14 protein-coding genes are annotated in these 16,195 nt (G+C 68.4%); 9 read left to right on the top strand and 5 right to left on the bottom strand.

The window, feature by feature from the left end:
• From MOV08_RS09970 to MOV08_RS09950, 5 genes are all read left to right on the top strand, one after another.
• On the top strand, positions 1–510 hold the full coding sequence (locus MOV08_RS09970; RefSeq protein ID WP_052286649.1) for an aromatic-ring-hydroxylating dioxygenase subunit beta: 510 nt from the start codon (positions 1–3) through the stop codon (positions 508–510).
• Entirely contained in the window at positions 507–791 is a 285-nt protein-coding gene (locus tag MOV08_RS09965; protein WP_275307108.1) for a hypothetical protein, read from the top strand. Before MOV08_RS09970 ends, MOV08_RS09965 begins: the two co-directional genes overlap by 4 nt.
• A 1-nt stretch (position 792) precedes the next feature.
• Positions 793–1,806: an aldo/keto reductase gene (locus MOV08_RS09960; RefSeq protein WP_275307107.1), complete on the top strand. Its 1,014-nt coding sequence runs from the start codon at positions 793–795 to the stop codon at positions 1,804–1,806.
• Between the two features lie 62 nt (positions 1,807–1,868).
• Positions 1,869–3,311 (top strand): MmgE/PrpD family protein, encoded by a 1,443-nt coding sequence (locus MOV08_RS09955; RefSeq protein WP_275307106.1) that lies wholly within the window; start codon positions 1,869–1,871, stop codon positions 3,309–3,311.
• 83 nt (positions 3,312–3,394) lie between these two features.
• Positions 3,395–4,588 carry a phosphotransferase gene (locus tag MOV08_RS09950; RefSeq protein WP_275307105.1) on the top strand — a complete coding sequence of 398 codons (1,194 nt, stop codon included), beginning with the start codon at positions 3,395–3,397 and terminating at the stop codon, positions 4,586–4,588.
• Positions 4,589–4,817: 229 nt separating this feature from the next.
• On the opposite strand, the gene MOV08_RS09945 is transcribed toward MOV08_RS09950, so the two are convergent.
• Both MOV08_RS09945 and MOV08_RS09940 read right to left on the bottom strand, forming a co-directional pair.
• The gene (locus MOV08_RS09945) at positions 4,818–5,309 is read right to left on the bottom strand and encodes a hypothetical protein (RefSeq protein WP_275307104.1); all 492 of its coding nucleotides are present in this window, start codon (positions 5,307–5,309) and stop codon (positions 4,818–4,820) included.
• Between the two features lie 43 nt (positions 5,310–5,352).
• Complete coding sequence (locus MOV08_RS09940) at positions 5,353–6,426, bottom strand: hypothetical protein (protein ID WP_275307103.1); 1,074 nt, start codon at positions 6,424–6,426, stop codon at positions 5,353–5,355.
• Between the two features lie 418 nt (positions 6,427–6,844).
• Here MOV08_RS09940 and MOV08_RS09935 point away from each other — a divergent pair, with 418 nt between their 5' ends.
• Both MOV08_RS09935 and MOV08_RS09930 read left to right on the top strand, forming a co-directional pair.
• On the top strand, positions 6,845–7,564 hold the full coding sequence (locus MOV08_RS09935; protein WP_275307102.1) for a hypothetical protein: 720 nt from the start codon (positions 6,845–6,847) through the stop codon (positions 7,562–7,564).
• A 67-nt stretch (positions 7,565–7,631) separates the two neighbouring features.
• Entirely contained in the window at positions 7,632–9,524 is a 1,893-nt protein-coding gene (locus MOV08_RS09930; RefSeq protein ID WP_275307100.1) for an FG-GAP-like repeat-containing protein, read from the top strand.
• 299 nt (positions 9,525–9,823) lie between these two features.
• Here the strand turns inward: MOV08_RS09930 and MOV08_RS09925 are convergent, their stop codons facing one another.
• Positions 9,824–10,372 carry a GNAT family N-acetyltransferase gene (locus tag MOV08_RS09925; RefSeq protein WP_275307099.1) on the bottom strand — a complete coding sequence of 183 codons (549 nt, stop codon included), beginning with the start codon at positions 10,370–10,372 and terminating at the stop codon, positions 9,824–9,826.
• Between the two features lie 242 nt (positions 10,373–10,614).
• Here MOV08_RS09925 and MOV08_RS09920 point away from each other — a divergent pair, with 242 nt between their 5' ends.
• Together MOV08_RS09920 and MOV08_RS09915 are read left to right on the top strand one after the other, a co-directional pair.
• Positions 10,615–12,822, top strand: a complete 2,208-nt coding sequence (locus tag MOV08_RS09920) for a DUF362 domain-containing protein (protein WP_275307098.1) — start codon at positions 10,615–10,617, stop codon at positions 12,820–12,822.
• A 17-nt stretch (positions 12,823–12,839) separates the two neighbouring features.
• On the top strand, positions 12,840–13,907 hold the full coding sequence (locus MOV08_RS09915) for an NAD-dependent epimerase/dehydratase family protein (RefSeq protein WP_275307097.1): 1,068 nt from the start codon (positions 12,840–12,842) through the stop codon (positions 13,905–13,907).
• Between the two features lie 80 nt (positions 13,908–13,987).
• Here MOV08_RS09915 and MOV08_RS09910 read toward each other — a convergent pair whose 3' ends face one another.
• Positions 13,988–14,386, bottom strand: a complete 399-nt coding sequence (locus tag MOV08_RS09910; RefSeq protein ID WP_275307095.1) for a hypothetical protein — start codon at positions 14,384–14,386, stop codon at positions 13,988–13,990.
• The gene (locus MOV08_RS09905) at positions 14,376–15,650 is read right to left on the bottom strand and encodes a hypothetical protein (RefSeq protein ID WP_275307093.1); all 1,275 of its coding nucleotides are present in this window, start codon (positions 15,648–15,650) and stop codon (positions 14,376–14,378) included. Before MOV08_RS09905 ends, MOV08_RS09910 begins: the two co-directional genes overlap by 11 nt.
• Positions 15,651–16,195 lie beyond the last annotated feature (545 nt).

Genomic DNA, 16,195 nt, shown 5'->3' with positions numbered 1-16,195 from the left:
ATGACCCACACCGGTATGGATGGCACCGGCACCGAACTCGACCGCGCCGAGCCCTACTTCGCCCTGGCCAGGCACGAGGCGCACCTGCTCGACATGCGGCGGTATGACGACTGGCTGCGGCTGTACGCCGACGACGCGACATATTGGGTGCCCGTCGACCCGGCGGCCACCGACCCCGAAGACAGTCTCAGCATCGTCTGCGACGACCGCAAGCGCATCCTCGATCGGCTGTTCCGGCTCTCCAGCGGGTACGCACACGCCGAGGTACCACCCTCGACCGTGCGCCGTGTCGTGTCCGGATGCGACGTGTCCCCCTGCCCTCATGGCGCAGACGTGGACGTCGTCTCCACCTTCGTCCTGGTGCACGCCAGGCTCGGCCGGCAGGGGGTGATCGCCGGTGACTATCTCCACTGCCTGAGCACGGACGGTCAACGCCCCCTCATCCGGCGCAAACGCGTCGGCCTCTTGGACCCCCATGCCGTCAACGGCCCTCTGGCCTTCCTGCTGTGACCGCCTCCTCCGCCGAGGGCGGTTTCCTGATCGCCAACGAATTCGCGGCGGTCGAAGTGCACCCGGACACCGCCGCCAACGGGCCGCGGCTGCACGTACGCGACATCGAAACCGGAGCCGAGATCTTCCTCGATCCGCTGGACCTCGCGAGTCTGTGCCTGGCGGGGCCGCGAGAGCGGGCGACGTGGCTGCGGTCTGCCGCTTACGAGGCAGCCGATGCCCGTCACGCCGCGCCCTCCCGCACACGCTCCACCCGTCACGAGAACACCGGGGAGACATGACATGCGGCGTGTGACGCTGGGTACCAACGGCCCCGAAGTAGGCGTCCAGGGCCTTGGCTGCATGGGCATGAACGAGTTCTACGGCGAGATCCGCGGCACGGCCACCCGGGCGGAATCCCTGGCCGTCATGAGCCGTGCCCTGGAGCTGGGCGTGACCCTTTTCGACACAGCCGATGCGTATGGGTGGGGCGCAAACGAAGAGCTGCTCGGTTCCTTCCTCAAGCTCGGCCATCGTGATCAGGTGGTGACGGCCACCAAGTTCGGCCTCGTCCCCACCGCGGGCACGCCGGGTCGGCGGAAGATCCGGGGAGACGCGGCGTATGTGCGGCAGGCGTGCGAGGCGAGCCTTCGCCGACTGGGCGTCGAGACGATCGACCTGTACTACATGCACCGGCGGGACATGCACATCCCGATCGAGGAGACCGTCGGTGCGATGGCGGAGCTCGTGGCGGCGGGCAAGATCCGCCATCTGGGGATGTCGGAGGCGACCGCGGCTGAGCTGCGAGCCGCGACAGCAGTACATCCGATCGCCGTGCTCCAGTCGGAATGGTCCGTGTTCTCCCGGGACATCGAGGACGGACCGGTGCAAGCGGCTCGCGAACTCGGTGTCGCACTCGTGCCGTACTCGCCCCTCGGCCGCGGCCTGCTGACGGGGGGCTTCCGCTCCACCGACGACCTCCCCGCCGGAGACCTCCGTCGATCCCATCCACGGTTCATGGGCCACAACGCTTCCATCAACGTCGCGCTGCTCGCCCCGGTACGTTCCCTTGCCCGCGCCCACGCCGCGACTCCGGCCCAGATAGCCCTGGCCTGGGTACAGCACCGGGCTGATTCCTGGGGCCTCACCGTGGTGCCGGTGCCGGGATCCCAGGAGGTCCGTCAAGTCGAGGAGAACGCGGCGGCAGCCGAACTCAAGCTGAATGCGGAGGAGTTGGCCGTCCTCGAACCGCTCGCAGCCCGGGTTGCCGGTGACCGGTACGCCGACATGAGTCACACGTCCGCACGCCGCACATGACACCGCTGGTGCGCCGATCACCGGCCCCGGCACCGCGCCCACCAGAAGGGACGATCACCACGATGACGGACCACTCCGGGACCGGCTCGGCGAGCGTACTGGAGCTCCTGGGCACGCGGATCGCGGGTGTGCGCCACCAGGACCTGACACACCATGGGCACACGGTGTTTCACACCGCGCTGGTCGACACGGTGGGTGTGGCGTACGCCGGCTCCGCTGCCGAGGGGTCCCGGCTGACACGAGCCGCCGCCGGGCCCCTGAGCCCGGGCCCGAGCCTCGTCCTGGGCACGGCCGACCGCGTCAGTGCGCTCGACGCCGGGCTGCTCAACGGCGTGTCCGCGCACGCACTGGACTACGACGATACGAACGCCATCATGGGCGGCCACCCCTCCGCCGTGCTCATCCCCGCCGCACTGGCCCTCGCGGAAGAGCGAGGCTCCTCGGCCGGGCAGGTGGCCGAGGCGTATGCGGCCGGTTACGAGGCCGTCATCCGGATCTCCCGAGCCGTCGGCACCAGCCACTGGGACAAGGGTTGGCACTCCACCCCCACCCTCGGCGTGCTCGGCGCGGCGGCCACCGGAGCACGTCTGCTCGGGCTGTCCCCCCAGCGGTGCGCGACAGCTCTGGCCATCGCTGCCTCGTCGGCCGCCGGGCTCCAGGCCAACATCGGGACCATGGTCAAACCCCTGCACGTCGGCCGTGCCGTACGCGAGGGCCTCTTCGCCGCTCGCCTCGCCGCGCAGGGATGCACGGCCAACCCACGGGCTCTGGAGGAGCCACGTGGCTTCCTGGACCTGTACAGCGGCCCGGGGCGCTACGAACTCGCGGCTGCTGTCCCCGGTGCCGGCGACTCCACCCTGGAGATCAACCGTTGCTCCAACACCGTCAAGGAACACGAGTGTTGTGGCAGCACCCACTCCGCGCTGGAGGCGGCCATCGCGCTGCATCGGAAGCGGCGTTTCGCACCCGAGGACGTGGAACGGATCGACATCGTCGTGGACCGCCGGTGTCTGCCGCACACCGACCGACCCGTCCTACCGGAGCCTCTCGCGGGGAAGTTCAGCCTTCAGTACGTGGTGGCTCGTGCTCTCCTGGAGGGTGGGATCGACTCGGCGCATTTCGAGGACGAGGCGTATCTGAGTCCGCGGATACGACAGTTGATGAACCGGACAAGAGTCAGCGTGGCGGCGGCGTCATGGTCCGGCGACGTGCGCGTGCCGGCAGAGGTGACGGTGTTCACCGTCACCGGCGGCGTCCTTCGCCACATGGCCGAGGACAGCCCTGTGGGCCGAACGGAGGTTCTCCACCCGCCGCACCTTTGGGAGAAGTTCAGCCAGTGCGTCGGTCGCGTCGTCGGGCAGGCTGACGTTTCCCGCGTGGTCTCAGTACTGGAGAGGTTCGCCGATTTCGCGGACGTACGGGATGCCACCCGTGTGCTGGAGGTGTGCCGGCCGACTGAACGAGGTCGTCCGGGCTCGCCGGCGGCGGGCCGGGGCCGCTCGTGACGGCCTCGCGTATCGTCGGCGCGACGAGGACCATGCAGGGCCGCCCGACAGACGCTGCCTGGCACCGACGCGGGGATCAACGGTTGACGCTTCCCGCACCAGCCGAGGTCCGTGCCCTCCTGGACAGGCAGATCCTGAACGCGGCCGACACGTTGTGGCCGCAACGTCCCGTGCGCCTGGGGGCGGTGGTGCCGAGCGAGTTCAGCTTCGTGCGCCGCGTGGACGTGGCGGGCCGACCGTTGTTCGCGAAGGCGTCGCTGCTCGGAATGTCGATGCCTGCCGTACTGCTCGGCGCCGGGGGAGACCTGACGCGTCTGCGTGCCGAGCAGGCCGACTACCTGTCCCGGCCCGGCGAACTGCTGGACCGGGAGGCACGCCAGTTGTCCGCCTTGTCGGGACTTGGCCTACGGGTCGCCGGCGTGGCCGGTTCCACCGGGGGAGTGCTGTTCACCACCCCGGCACCGGGACCGACGCTCAGCGAGGCCATCGAACGTCACCCGCGGCACACCGCCGACCTACTCGCTGCGACGGCACGAGAGCTCCGATGCCTGCGCTGTCCCGCCCTGGGGAGCCGACTGCACGGGGCGGCCATCGCCGAGCAGTCCATCGCCGCCACCTTCTTGCGGAAGTTCAACGGCATCAGCGGGTCCTCCTACTTGATGAGGACGGGCCACGCCCACCACCTGGCACCCATCGTCGCGCGACTGCACGCCCAGCTCAGGCCGGGTGCCGCGGGCCGGCGGGTGTGGTGCTACGGAGACCTCGAACCGGAACACGTCCTGTTCGCGGACGGCCCGGAGTCGCCGCCGACCTTCATCGATCCGAGTCTGTCCCACTCCCTCCCGGGTGCGGACTTGGCGAAGGTCGTCTCCCGTACAGCGCTGCGCCTGGTCACAGGACTGGTTCCGGAGGGCAGGGCGGACGATACGGAGAGCCCCGACCACATCCTGGACGGCGTCGCGGCCCACGTCGAAGCCTCCACGCCACGTGAATCTGCACGAGCCGCCCAGGAGTGGCTGCGCCGCCTGCTCGTCCTGTGGCTGGCCGACACCGTCAACACGCTCAGCACCAGCCTCACGGCCCCAGAGGACTTTCCCCTCCCCGGCCGGTGCATGACGACAGTTACCCGCATCGACGCCGTCTGCACACTGCTGGACCACCTCTCCGTCGCCCTCGCCGACAGGGAACCCGCCTGTTCTCTGTGGCGGCGGGCCCTCGCCGAGACGAGACGGACGGTGGCCTCGGAGAGGTACGGGAGCGCCGCTATCGGGGCGTAGCCTCGGGCTGTTGGACGCGCTTGCCGTCGATGGTGCCCAGCTGAACAACGGCGGGGCCATCGTGCAACTCACCCTGCGAAAACGCCAGTTCACGCAGTGGGAGCGCACGATGGCCCTGTCTCAGCCTGACCTGACATGCCTGCCGGAGTCCCTACGTCCGTCCGACGAACCCGCGCCTACCTGCGCTCACCCGCATGCGGCGTCAGTGGTCGGTTCCAGAACCCGGGCACTACTGGGTGTACTTGGACGGTTTGTCGGCGGTTGGCTTGGGTGCTTCGGTTGGATTGGGTGCTTCGGGGGTCTTGGCGCAATCGCTCCGCTTCTGCTTGTTCTTCAGGTCCTCGTCCTTCTGAAGGCCGGGGTCCTCCTTCACCGTCGGACTCGACGCGTTCATGCGGGCGGCCGCCGCCGTGGCCACCGAGCTGGAATTTCCGGCGTACGTGGACTGCGCACTGGCCTGCGCCTGGGTGGTCTGGATGAAGGAGCCGAGGAAGCCCAGGACGGCCCGCGCTTCGGGCGACTGCTCCTGCACGACCTTGGCGCGGGAGGAAGCCCCGTGGATGGCGCTGTTGAACAGGCTCGTGCTCTTGTCGTCGTATGTGTCGTCGTCGGCGTCCTCGAAGTCGACGCCTGCACCCGGCTGCGGTTTGTCGCTGTCGGTGGTCACGGAGAAGAGCCCCGCGCTCGTGCCCGCGAAGCCGAAGATGTTGTCGAACACCATGGTCGTCACCCCTGGTCGTCGTCGTGGCGGCGCCGCCCGCCGGTCAAGGCTGCTTGTACAGCGCTCGTTCGCTGTCGGTCAGGCTCTCACCGTCGAACATCGTGTGGTCGACCTCCAGGGCGGAGACGACCTCGGCCAGTCCCTTCATGCGGAAGCCGCCGCCGGCCAGGTCGATGTCGCCGATGTCACGGGCGACCACCTGGTCGAGGCCGGGGTAGTCCGCGGACTGGGGAGGAGACAGGACCGCCACCGGCACGTCGTACTTCACCGCGATCAACCCGGAGAAGGTCACCGGGATCTCGTAGGAGTACTGCTTGCGGGTACGCCGCTGCGTGACCATGGTCTGCACGCGGGAGTCCGGCGGGACATCGCCGGAGATCTGCGATTTCGAGTCCCAGGTGGTGGTCAGGGTGCCGCCGACGGAGGCCGTGATGCCCAGCATCAACTGGGCGTTGAGCGTGGCGGTTCCGGTGGCGGTGCCCTGGGTCGTGAACGCCACCGAGTCCGTCACCGAGTTCGTCGCCGCGCTCCGCACGCTCGCCTCGCTGGCGTTGGCGTTGTCCACCCCGACGTTGTCCTTGCTGTTCTTGTTGGTCACCGTGTTCGTGTTCTTGCCGGCCACCTCGTTCTGAAGCTGCTTCTGGAGGTCCATCTTGAGCTGGGTCTGCAGCTGCAGCTGGAGCTGCGCGCTGACGCTGCCGCCGAAGGTGAGCTGGGTCTGTCCCTGGAGCGACCACGTGACCGCGTTCGACACGGTGAAGTCCACCGAGTCGGTGAAGGTCATCTTGGAGTCCTTGCTGCGGTTGGCGTAGGTGCGTGTGGAGAACATGTCGGGTGGGGGCTGGGTGATGTTGCCCCGCTCCTCGATCAGCGGCTCCCCGAGGTTCATGTAGGCGAGCCAGCCCAGCTGGGACGCGGTCCCGGGGAAGGCGCCGAAGCTCGACTTGTTCACGGAGAACCCGACGGGCTTGTGCCGTACACCGTTCTCGTCGACGTAGACCAGGTTGGGGTGGTCCAGGATGGACTTCCAATTCTGCTCGATGTCGAGTTCTCGCAGGTTCTTCTTCGTCAGCGGTTGGCGCTTGGCATGTTCCAGGTTGTATGCAGTGGAAGGCATTCCCCATCCTCGACTGATTCCGGTCGAACCACGCTCGGTGAAGTGGAAAAAATGGATAGCGCACGTTCCGGCAAGCGAAGTTATCACGAGCCGCATTGCCCGGAAAGGTTGCCTCAGTGCATCACGTTGTAATTGGCTGATTAAGGCCACTGGCCGTTGACCCTGCTCCCAACTTGCCGAAGACTACGCCACGTTGAAGCACAGTCGGTCGCTCGATCGATGACTTTTCGATAGTCCTGCCTGCGGGCGTTGTGGCCTCGGCCGTTGCCGCGGGTGAGGGTATTCGCATCGGCCACCCATTCGTTTTCGAATTTATTTCGAATGGAAGTGGCCAGGCTTGCGGTAATGCCGCGCGATAGGCCAGTGCGCCGAGTGCCCGACGCTGTCCTCCACATTCAGAAGAGGTGAGGTTTCCGCGATGTACACCCAAGAACGCACGACGATGTCGAATTTGGTGGTCGGCGGCCCGGTGCCGGTGAACAGCTATGACAACGCGATCGTGGCGGCGCTGATCGAGAATCGGCCGGTCATGCTCGTCCACGCCTTCAACGGCGGCTACCTGCGGCCCGCCGAGCTGGGGGAGAAGAGCCACGACAAGGGGGCCAAGCTGGCCACTGCGCTCGACCCGGCCACCAAGGAGGCGCAAGGCCACCTCTGGTACATCACCCCCGGCGGCTTCTTCGGGCAGCGACCGCTGTACTTCATCGAGAGCGCCGCGGGCCAGGTGTCGCCCAAACCCGCCGGCACGGGCGGAGCCGACTCCGGGCGCGGCGACGACGGCGCGTCGAAGCCGCAGCGCAGGCGCATCACCGTCCACCAGGACGCCCCCCAGAGCACCGCCGACACCGTCCAGGTCGGCCTTCCCGGCCAGGTGGGCGAAAAGTGGCGCGGGAAGAACGGCACGCCCGAGGACACCCAGCTCTGGGTCGTCACGGTGACGCCGTGGGGCGGGATCACGTTCGTGCCGATCACCCACCCCGACGCCATCCTCGGGTTCAAGGACTACGCGGTGACGGCCGACAGCGAGGTGCGTCTCACCTACAACTGGGGCGGGGACTTCACCGGGACGGTCATCAACACGTTCTACCCGCGGCTGCCCAACGAGTGGAACGTGCCGTACCACCACGTCTTCACGTGATCCGCGACCACCGCCGCGCCACCACCGTCCCGAGCCAACGCCCCAACCGCCTGGAAGAGGCACCACGATGGCCGTGCCCACAGAAGAACTGAAGCTGGAGATCGTCAACGCCGCCACGGGGAAGACCCTCGGCACCAAAGCCGCGCCGAGCACGGACGGGACGCTCGTCGTCCGCGACTTCCCCGATGGCGGCCCGAAACCGGAGCAGTGGCAGCTCACCCCTGTCACTCCTGTGCAGTCCGCGCAAGGCGGCCAAGCACAAGACGACCAGGCATATGTAATCCGCAACGCGGCCAACGGCAAGGTGCTCGACGACCCCGCCGCCGCGGACCGCGGCGTCCGCCAGTCGGACGCCGCCGCAGGCAAGAAGAGCCAGCAGTGGCACCTCGTCCCCGTTGAGGGCGAAGCGGGCCTCTACTTCATCAAGGGCGCGACCGACGGCGCCGTTCTCGACCTCGCCGACCCCGGAGAGGGCGACACCCGGATCGTCCTGCGCAAGCACGACGACAGCGCGAAGGGCCAGCGCTGGCGGTTCGTCACGGCCGAGCCGGAGCGCACCAGTGACCTCGTGCTGCGCTGGGCACCACTGAGCCACTGGAACGGCCGCCGGTCCTGGCGGCTGGCCCGCTCGACCGCGCTGCGGCCGACACCCGACGCGACGCCCTCCTTCAGCGACATGCTGCTGGTCCTCAAGCGGTTCGGCAGCGACCAGGACGCCGGCGGGTGGAAGAGCGACGGGGCCAACCTTCCCCAAGCTCTCGGCTTCGCTCGAGCAGGGGATACCCCATCCCCCGGCGGGCAACCGGGCTGGTGGGCCGGACTCGGTGCCCGGTTCCTCGCCGACACCACGGGAACAGGGCGAAAGGACATCGTAGGACTCAAACCCGCGAAGGGGGCTGTGGCGTCGTCCGGCAGAGGCGACGGGACATTCGACGACGACGAACGCGTCCTGCAGCCCGCGCCCTCCGCGAGTCCCGCGGACCTGTGGACCCTCGCGGACACGACGGGCGACGGCAAGCCCGACGTCGTCGTGCTGTCCGCCGACGGTGTCCGGGTGTCCTCCCAGGAGGCGGGCGGGACGTTCACGCCCGCGGGCGGCAAGCTGGTCCTCAAGGCGTTCGGCCACGGCAAGGAGGCCGGCGGGTGGCTTGTCGACAAGCATCCCCGCTTTCTCGCCGACACCACCGGTGACGGCAGGCTCGACATCGTCGGCTGCCACGACGACGGCGTCCGGGTATCGCTCCAGGACGAGAAAGGCACGTTCGCACCGCTCCCCAGCGAACCGGCCCTCAAGGCGTTCGGCTACGGCAAGGAGGCCGGCGGGTGGCTTGTCGACAAGCATCCCCGCTTTCTCGCCGACACCACCGGTGACGGCAGGCTCGACATCGTCGGCTGCCACGACGACGGTGTCTGGGTGTCACGCCAGGACGAGCAGGGAAAGTTCGCCGACCCTGTGCACGTCCTCGACGACTTCGGGACCGGCCAGGGGTGGAGCTCGGTCGAGGAGCACCCCCGGTTCCTGGTCAGGACCAGCGGTGACGGAGCACTGGACATCGTCGGGTTCGGCCCACAGGGCGTCGTCGTCTCACGCGGGCGCGGCGACGGCACGTTCGAGCCCGCGAAACTCGTCCTGAACGACTTCGGGCTCGCCCAGGGGTGGACGGGCAAGAAGCACCTTCGCGTCGTCGCCGATGTCACCGGCGACGGCACCCCGGACATCGTCGGCTTCGGCGACGAGGGAGTCTGGGTGTCGCACAGCCGCGGCGGCGGCCGGTTCGACCAGGCCCAACTGGTGTGCCGCGGCTTTGGGTACAACGAGGACGCGGGCGGCTGGCGGGTCGACCGCCATCCCCGCTTCCTCACCGACATCACCCATGACGGACGCGTCGACATCGTCGGCTTCGGCGGCCCGGGCGTGTACGTGGCCCGGAACCTCTTCCGTCGCTTCAGGACCCGATAACCCCCGGAGGACCTCCACAGCCCCCTCACGGCGACTCGTCATCGGCGTGCCGGAACCGGCCACCCCGACCCGTCGTGCGGCCTGGCGCGCATTCGCCTGCCAGGCCGCACGACGAGCAACCGCAGTAACCGGCCACTGCGGTGCGCCAACTCGTCCCCGTCCGGTCGATCATCCGTAACAGACCGCCTTGAGCCGCCATCTCCACTGTGTGGGAGGCGTCAACACCAGCCGGGGCGTTATGGGTTGCGTGATCGGGTGATGGCACTTGTCGTGTGTGGCAAGGGGACAGAAGGTCAGGATCAGGATCGGGTGAGCTTCAGGCCCCATGTCTGCAGGGCGTAGGGCCGCCCCTTCTCCTGACCCTCGATCAGCGGCACGTCGAGCAGGCTGAAGCCGGCCTTGGTGGCCACGGCGACGCTGGCGGCGTTGTCGGCCTCCAGCTCCAGGATCACCTGGTCCACGCCCAGCTGCTCGAAGGCGTACGCAGCCATGACCCGTACCGCCCGTATTGCCAGTCCCTGGCCACGGTGTGCCGGGCCGACGGCGTAGCCGAGCTCTGTGCCCTCGGGGGCACGTCGCAGCATCACCTCGCCCAGCGGTGCGCCGCCGTCGAGGGTGATGGCGAGCAGGATGGTCGTGCCCTCGGCCCGCAGTTGCCGGTCCCGGTCCAGCCGTGCGCGGGCGGCCGCTTCGTCGAAGGGGGAGACGATCGGCGTCCAGTACGCGATGTCGGGATGGTCGAACAGCTCCGGCATCGCGGCCAGGTCCGCTTCCGTCCAGTCGCGCAGGATGAGCCCCTCCCCCGAGAGCTCGATCCGCTCGGGAAAGGACGACGTGGTGCTGTTCATGGTGAGGGACCTCCCGGTCTGTTCAGGAGGAGGGAGGATAGCCGGGGGCGGGGCGGCGGCAGCGGCCCCGCCACCGATGTCACGCTCGTGTACTGCTGACCTGACGATGATTCGGGTGGACTCAAGCGCGTCCTGCCATGCACCTGTCGCCTATCCAGTAGCATCGTTTTTGCGCATATTTGCGCCTGTTTGGTCGCTATATGTCAGATGGTGGTTGGGTCGACCGAGCGCACCATTGAACGATGCGCCCCTGGGCGGAGGCCATGACGTTGATCTCCCACGACGAGGTCGCAGCAGTGCTGTCGCGTGCGGTCTCTTCCACCGGCACCAGGGGCGACATGGCCACCGTCGCCGCCGTGGTCCGGTCCACCCGGACCCGTCCCCTCATGCCCACGCGCCTGCTGGCAGAGGCGGTCACCCGGGCCGGGCTCTGGCAGCGACTCGACGAACGTGCGGCCGGCGATCCGGGCGGGTTGTCAGTGCTGGTGACGCCGGGGACATCCGCGTACGGCGATCCGACGACCGCCGTCAGCGCCGTGCTCGTGGAGCAGTTGATCGACCTGCTGTGTGACAGGGGCTACCGGAACATCACCGTCGGAGCCGCCCGCTGCGGTCCGGACGTGTGGCTCGAGGGTCCCGGGCTCCTGGAGACCTGTCGCCGGCTCGGCTACGGCGGGCGCACCCAACGAGGCAACGCCTACCGGATCGTGGACCTGTCCGAGGACGTCGAACCGGCGGGGTTCCCCCCTTCCAGTGTGCTGCACGGCAGTGGAATGGCGCGTGCCTGGCTGGAGGCGGACTTCCGCATCAACATCGCGAAGAACAGCACCCACCCGGAGTTCGGGTACGCCCTCTGCCTGGCCAATCTGCTGGGGGTGCTGCCGCAGGCCGACAAGCACCACCACTACCGGGCGCGACGCGACGGCGCCGAGGTCGTGGTGGATCTGCTGCGCTCCTACGCACCGGACTTCCACATCATCGATGCGGTGGTGAGCAGTCACGGGTGTGCCGGATCGTACGTGGGCAAACCACTGGGAACGGGGACGGTCATCGCCGCGCCGGACGGGGCGCTGGCGGACCTGGTCGGTGCCCTGCTCATGCACGTCGACCCCGTCTCGTCGCCGCTCAACGCGCGGGTACTCCGCGACCACGGGCTGCCGGACGGCTATCACCTCGACGGCGACCTGACGCCCTATCAGGGCTGGCGCAACCCGCCGAGAGCCCTGGTCGAGGCGGTGCGCCGACTCGCCCCGGACGGACGGGCGCACCGGCTGTTCAGCATTGCCTCCTGGCAGGTGACCCCGGGCACGGCGGAGGTCACCGATCCCGCGCTGGCACGGCTCTCGCGCCTCCTCACCACGCTGATCCGCGTCGCGGACGAGAACCCGGCGGCTTCCGCAGCCCTCTGCACGGTGGTCGGGGCGGCCGCATCCGCGTCGTCCACCGTACGTGCGTGGCGGACCGGGTTCGGGAAGGAGAGGATCCGGCGGAGGGACGTCTCTCTCGCCGTCGACCCGGACGCCTATACCCGCCGTGACTTCGACCGGATCAACGGCCTCCTCCAACCGTTGGAAGACATCATCGACGCGCTGCCCGCAGATGCCTGGCTGATGCGGTGGCAACACCTGGACCACTCGATCCTCTTCGGTTGCGAACGCACCGTCAACGCGCCGTACGCGGAGTTCGTGCGGCGGGTGGACATCAGCCGGACCATCAGCTACATGACCGACTATCTGGGCGGACGGGTCCATGTGGTGTCCCGCGACGTGCAGGGGCGGCCCACCCGCCAGATCGAACGCAACCTGTATCTGGCGCAGCCCAACTACATGGCGTTCTACGGCGGCCCACCCATCGATGTCTGCAAGCTTGAGAAGATCAGCTACGAGGAGCGGTCGCAGCGGATCGCCTGGCAGACGGTCCACAGCCCGAACGGCTCCGCCGAGTACGACGACGGTTCGGTGGTCTTTCTCCCGGCGGACGGCGGAAACCGGACCCGGATCGTGGTCCGGGTGCGCCAGCGGTTCACGCTGCCGCTGACCTGGCAGGTGTTCCGCCCGGAGACCCGGCCCAAGCTCAGGGAGCCCCTGGTGCAGGACTCCTACCAGCGGTTCTTCACCCGCACGCTCGACAACTTCGAGGCGCAGTACGAGGGGCGGCCGTACCGGATCGGCCGCCCTTGGGAGAAGCATGACGACATGCTGGCCGCCGAGCTGCCCACCCAGCGCCTGACCGAGGCCGCCCGGCTCGTACGGAGCATCACGGCCCAGGCATTGGCCGTGTCGAAGTTGCCGGGTCAGTTGGGGGCGGACGGGTTCAGGCATGTCGCGCCCGGCGACGTCCCGTCCCGTTTCGGGCTGCTGGAGGAGCTCCGGGAAGAGCTGCGTCCCGCGGTCACCGGTTTCTGGCAGGGGCTGCGCGAAGCCGTGGCCCGGGACAGGCGATCGAGGTAGTCGTTGTGAAAGCGTGTGTGACCGGAGCCACCGGACTCGTCGGCGCGCAGGTGGTGCGCTCTTTGTTGGGCGCCGGCCATGAGGTGAGGGCGGTGGTCCGCCGTAGCAGCGACACGCGGCAGCTGCGTGCGCTCGACGTCTGCGTGGTTGACGCGGATCTGCGCGTCCCCGTCACGTTGCGGCCCGCGTTCGAGGACTGTGAGGCGGTGTTCCACTGCGCCGCCGTGTTCGCGTACTGGGACGTGACCCGGGAGGATCTGGCCCGGGCCAACGTGGAGGGCACCAGAGAGGTGCTGCGGGCGGCAGCGGCGGCGGGGGTCCGGCGGGTGGTGGTGACCTCGTCGTCGGTCACCTGCGGCTCGTCCGACGGTCCGGTCTCCCGCGACGAGAACGGGATGCCTGGCGAGGAATATCTGCCGGACTACTTCCTCACCAAGCTGGAGCAGGAGCGGGCAGCGCTCGCGATGGGCACCGAACTGGGAGTGGAGGTGGTGGCCGCCTGCCCGACCATCGTGGTCGGCGGGCCCGACTGGCGGCTGGTCCCGAGCAACGCGCTGCTCACCCGCTATCTGGCCGATCCCCTGCGCACCTCCTACCCGGGCGGATGCAACATCGTCTCCGTCCGCGACGTCGCCGACGGCCACCTACTGCTCGCGGAGCAGGGAACAGCCGGGGAGCGCTATCTGCTGGGCGGCGAGAACTGGGCGTGGCGGACCATCCACCAGACCGTCTCCGAGTTGTGCGGCACCCACGGGCCGTGGGCCACCACCTCGCACGCCGGCGCGTACGTGGCGGCGACGCTGGCGGAGATCCGGGCGGTGCTGAGCGCTCGGACACCTTCGACCACCCGCGCGGAGGCCCGGACCATGGGCCGCTACTACTGGTACGAGCACGCCAAAGCCGCTGCTCTGGGATATACGCCGCGCCCCGCGCGCCAGGCGCTCGCCGAGGCCCTCGGCTGGCTGGTGACCAGCCCGCACGTACCGGACCGGATCAGGTCCGGGCTGCGGCCACATCCGGAGGTCATGGCCGCGCGGGAACTGGTTCCCCGACAACTGGACGAGGACGTCAGGGCGCTGAGCTGACCGCAGCGCCCGGGCACGGGCGGTGGGGCACAGTCAGGCGTCGGTGCCTGTCACAGTACGCCGGCCGTCCGGGACCGCCGTCATCGCTTCGTGCCCCTGGAACGGGGCGAGGGGCCGGCCTTGGCGCCCCCTCCTCCGCCGGGTCTGTCGTCCGGCACCGCTTGGGGTGCAGATGCGCGCAACTGCTCGCAGAGGCGCCGTTCGTGCTCCCGGGCCAGCTCCGCCACGTTCCGGGCGTAGTCGATGCCGAGCCCGCCCAGCGCCGAGGCGAACTTCACGCCCTCGCCGCCGACGAACTCCCAATACACCCTGTTGACGTCGCCCCAGGTGGGTTTGCCGTTGAGCAGCCCGGTCATCAACTCCGCATAGTCACTCCACATCGCGGTCTGGAGTTCGGCAATCCGGACGGCTGCGGTCCGGAAGTGTTCCCAGCTGCGCCGGATTTCGGCGGCCAGTTCTTCGGTCGTCTCAGTGCTCATGGACACTCCTCAGGTCGGCACCGGCAGGGGCGGGGACCGGGCTCAGCAGGGTGCTGTGGTGGAACCCCAGCCGGGGATCGGTCCAGACAGGCAGATCAGGAAGGTATGCGCGCAGCTCCGGCATCTTGACCCGCAGCCGCACCGCGTTGGCCGGATAGTCGTAGACGGTGATCGTGTTGAGCCCGCGGTTGGCGGTGAACAGCAGCTTCTGGTCGGCGGAGAGCTGGCAGGCGTAGACCGAGTCGATCAGCGTGCCGCGCGTGACGCGCAGAGCACCGACGAAATGCCTGCTGCTGGGGACGGGGGACCCCCGGGTGAAAGCGTCGGTGACCTGCCGAGCGGCCTGCCGGGCGGAGCGCATCTGCCAGGACAGTCCCGGCCGTTCGTCGATGACACGGTACGAGGTGAAGTCGGCGAGGTCGATCATGACGATGGTGCCGCTGCCGCCGTTGCAGTAGATCAGCTCGCGGTCGGAGACGCACACGTCCGAGTTGATGTGCGCGGGCACGTTCTGGCCGCAGGTCCAGTGCCGCAGGATCTGCCCGCTGGGGGCGTCGATCTCGAACACGTACTCCTTGAAGTAGGCCATGGCCCATTCGTGCCAGTCCCGGCCCTCTTGAGGATGGACCCGGAAGGACAGTGCGTAGAAGAGGTCCTCGCGCGGATGGCAGGCTACGTGCCAGCAGGTCGTCGGCAGGGGGATTCGCCGGGCGACGCGTTTTTCGAGGTCGAAGATGCCGACCTCGGCGGCCTCTCCCTGACCCGGATGGTCCATACCGCCGTAGACGAGATAGCGGCCGGAGGCGGTGCGTTTCATGGCGTGCGGCAGTTTGAGCAGGTGTTCGCCGATGCGCTCGGCCTTGGTCGGGCGATCGAGGTCCACCAGCCAGAGGCCGTCACCGATCGCGGTGACACCCTGGGTGTTGTCCAGCCACACCATGTGCGTGCTGCTCTTGATGGAGGCATCGGGGGCTTCGAACCGCAGGGTGGAGACCCGCTCGCGCTCGTCCAGCGACTCGACATCGTAGAACAGGATCTGCTGCCCGGCATTGCCGAGAAACCCGAACTTCCGGTCGGGCGTGATGCTGATGGCATGGCCGCCGGCCACACCGTCGTAGTACTGCACACGGTAGGCGTACTCGCCGCTGTCCGGGTTGTAGCGGAAGACGCAGACACCCGCCGCACCCTCCAGCCCGTTCAAACCGTTCCCGTCAAGGGCGATGTGGAAGGCGTAGGGATAGCGGTCGGTAGACGTAGCCATCATGGACAGTCCTACCGTGGTGACACCATGTCGCTTACGGGGGATTCATCCATGCGTCAGCCTCCATGGATCATCGTACGAGGGGTGCGACCAGGCCGCATGTCGTGCGAAATTGACTCAGAAAGCCCGCGGTCGGCGCCGGCCGCCACGGAACGCCCCTTCGGCCTGTGGTGCGGCATTTCCTTGGGGGTGCGGTCACTGGTGCCCCTTACGGCTGAGGGAGTTGGCTTCCTGCGGTAGACGGCTCTCTTCGGTCGAGTAACTCCGCGCATGGCAATCGGGCTTCGGGTCACGTGCGGATATCGCCGAGCAGGCCGGAATGGTGTCGGAAACGTCGAAGGTGAAGGTAGAGCGGAACACGGTCCGGGAACGCAGCCCGTCGATGGGTCGAAGAGGTGGAGCCTGACGTCCCAGCTGAAGCCCGCTCGACCCCAGACCTATTCATTCGCTCTAGTCGAGTATGTCCATCTATGGGGCATGTGTCGAGCGCATGGGATCTCGGGTGCGCTTTTGGGTGAACCCCTGTGTTGGCGGGACCAGCCGGTGCC

It is taken from the genome of Streptomyces yunnanensis (assembly GCF_029011865.1).
In the GTDB taxonomy this organism is placed as follows: Bacteria; Actinomycetota; Actinomycetes; order Streptomycetales; family Streptomycetaceae; genus Streptomyces; species Streptomyces yunnanensis.
The sequence above is the reverse complement of the archived record's forward strand: the minus strand, read 5'-3'. Positions and strand labels throughout refer to the sequence as shown.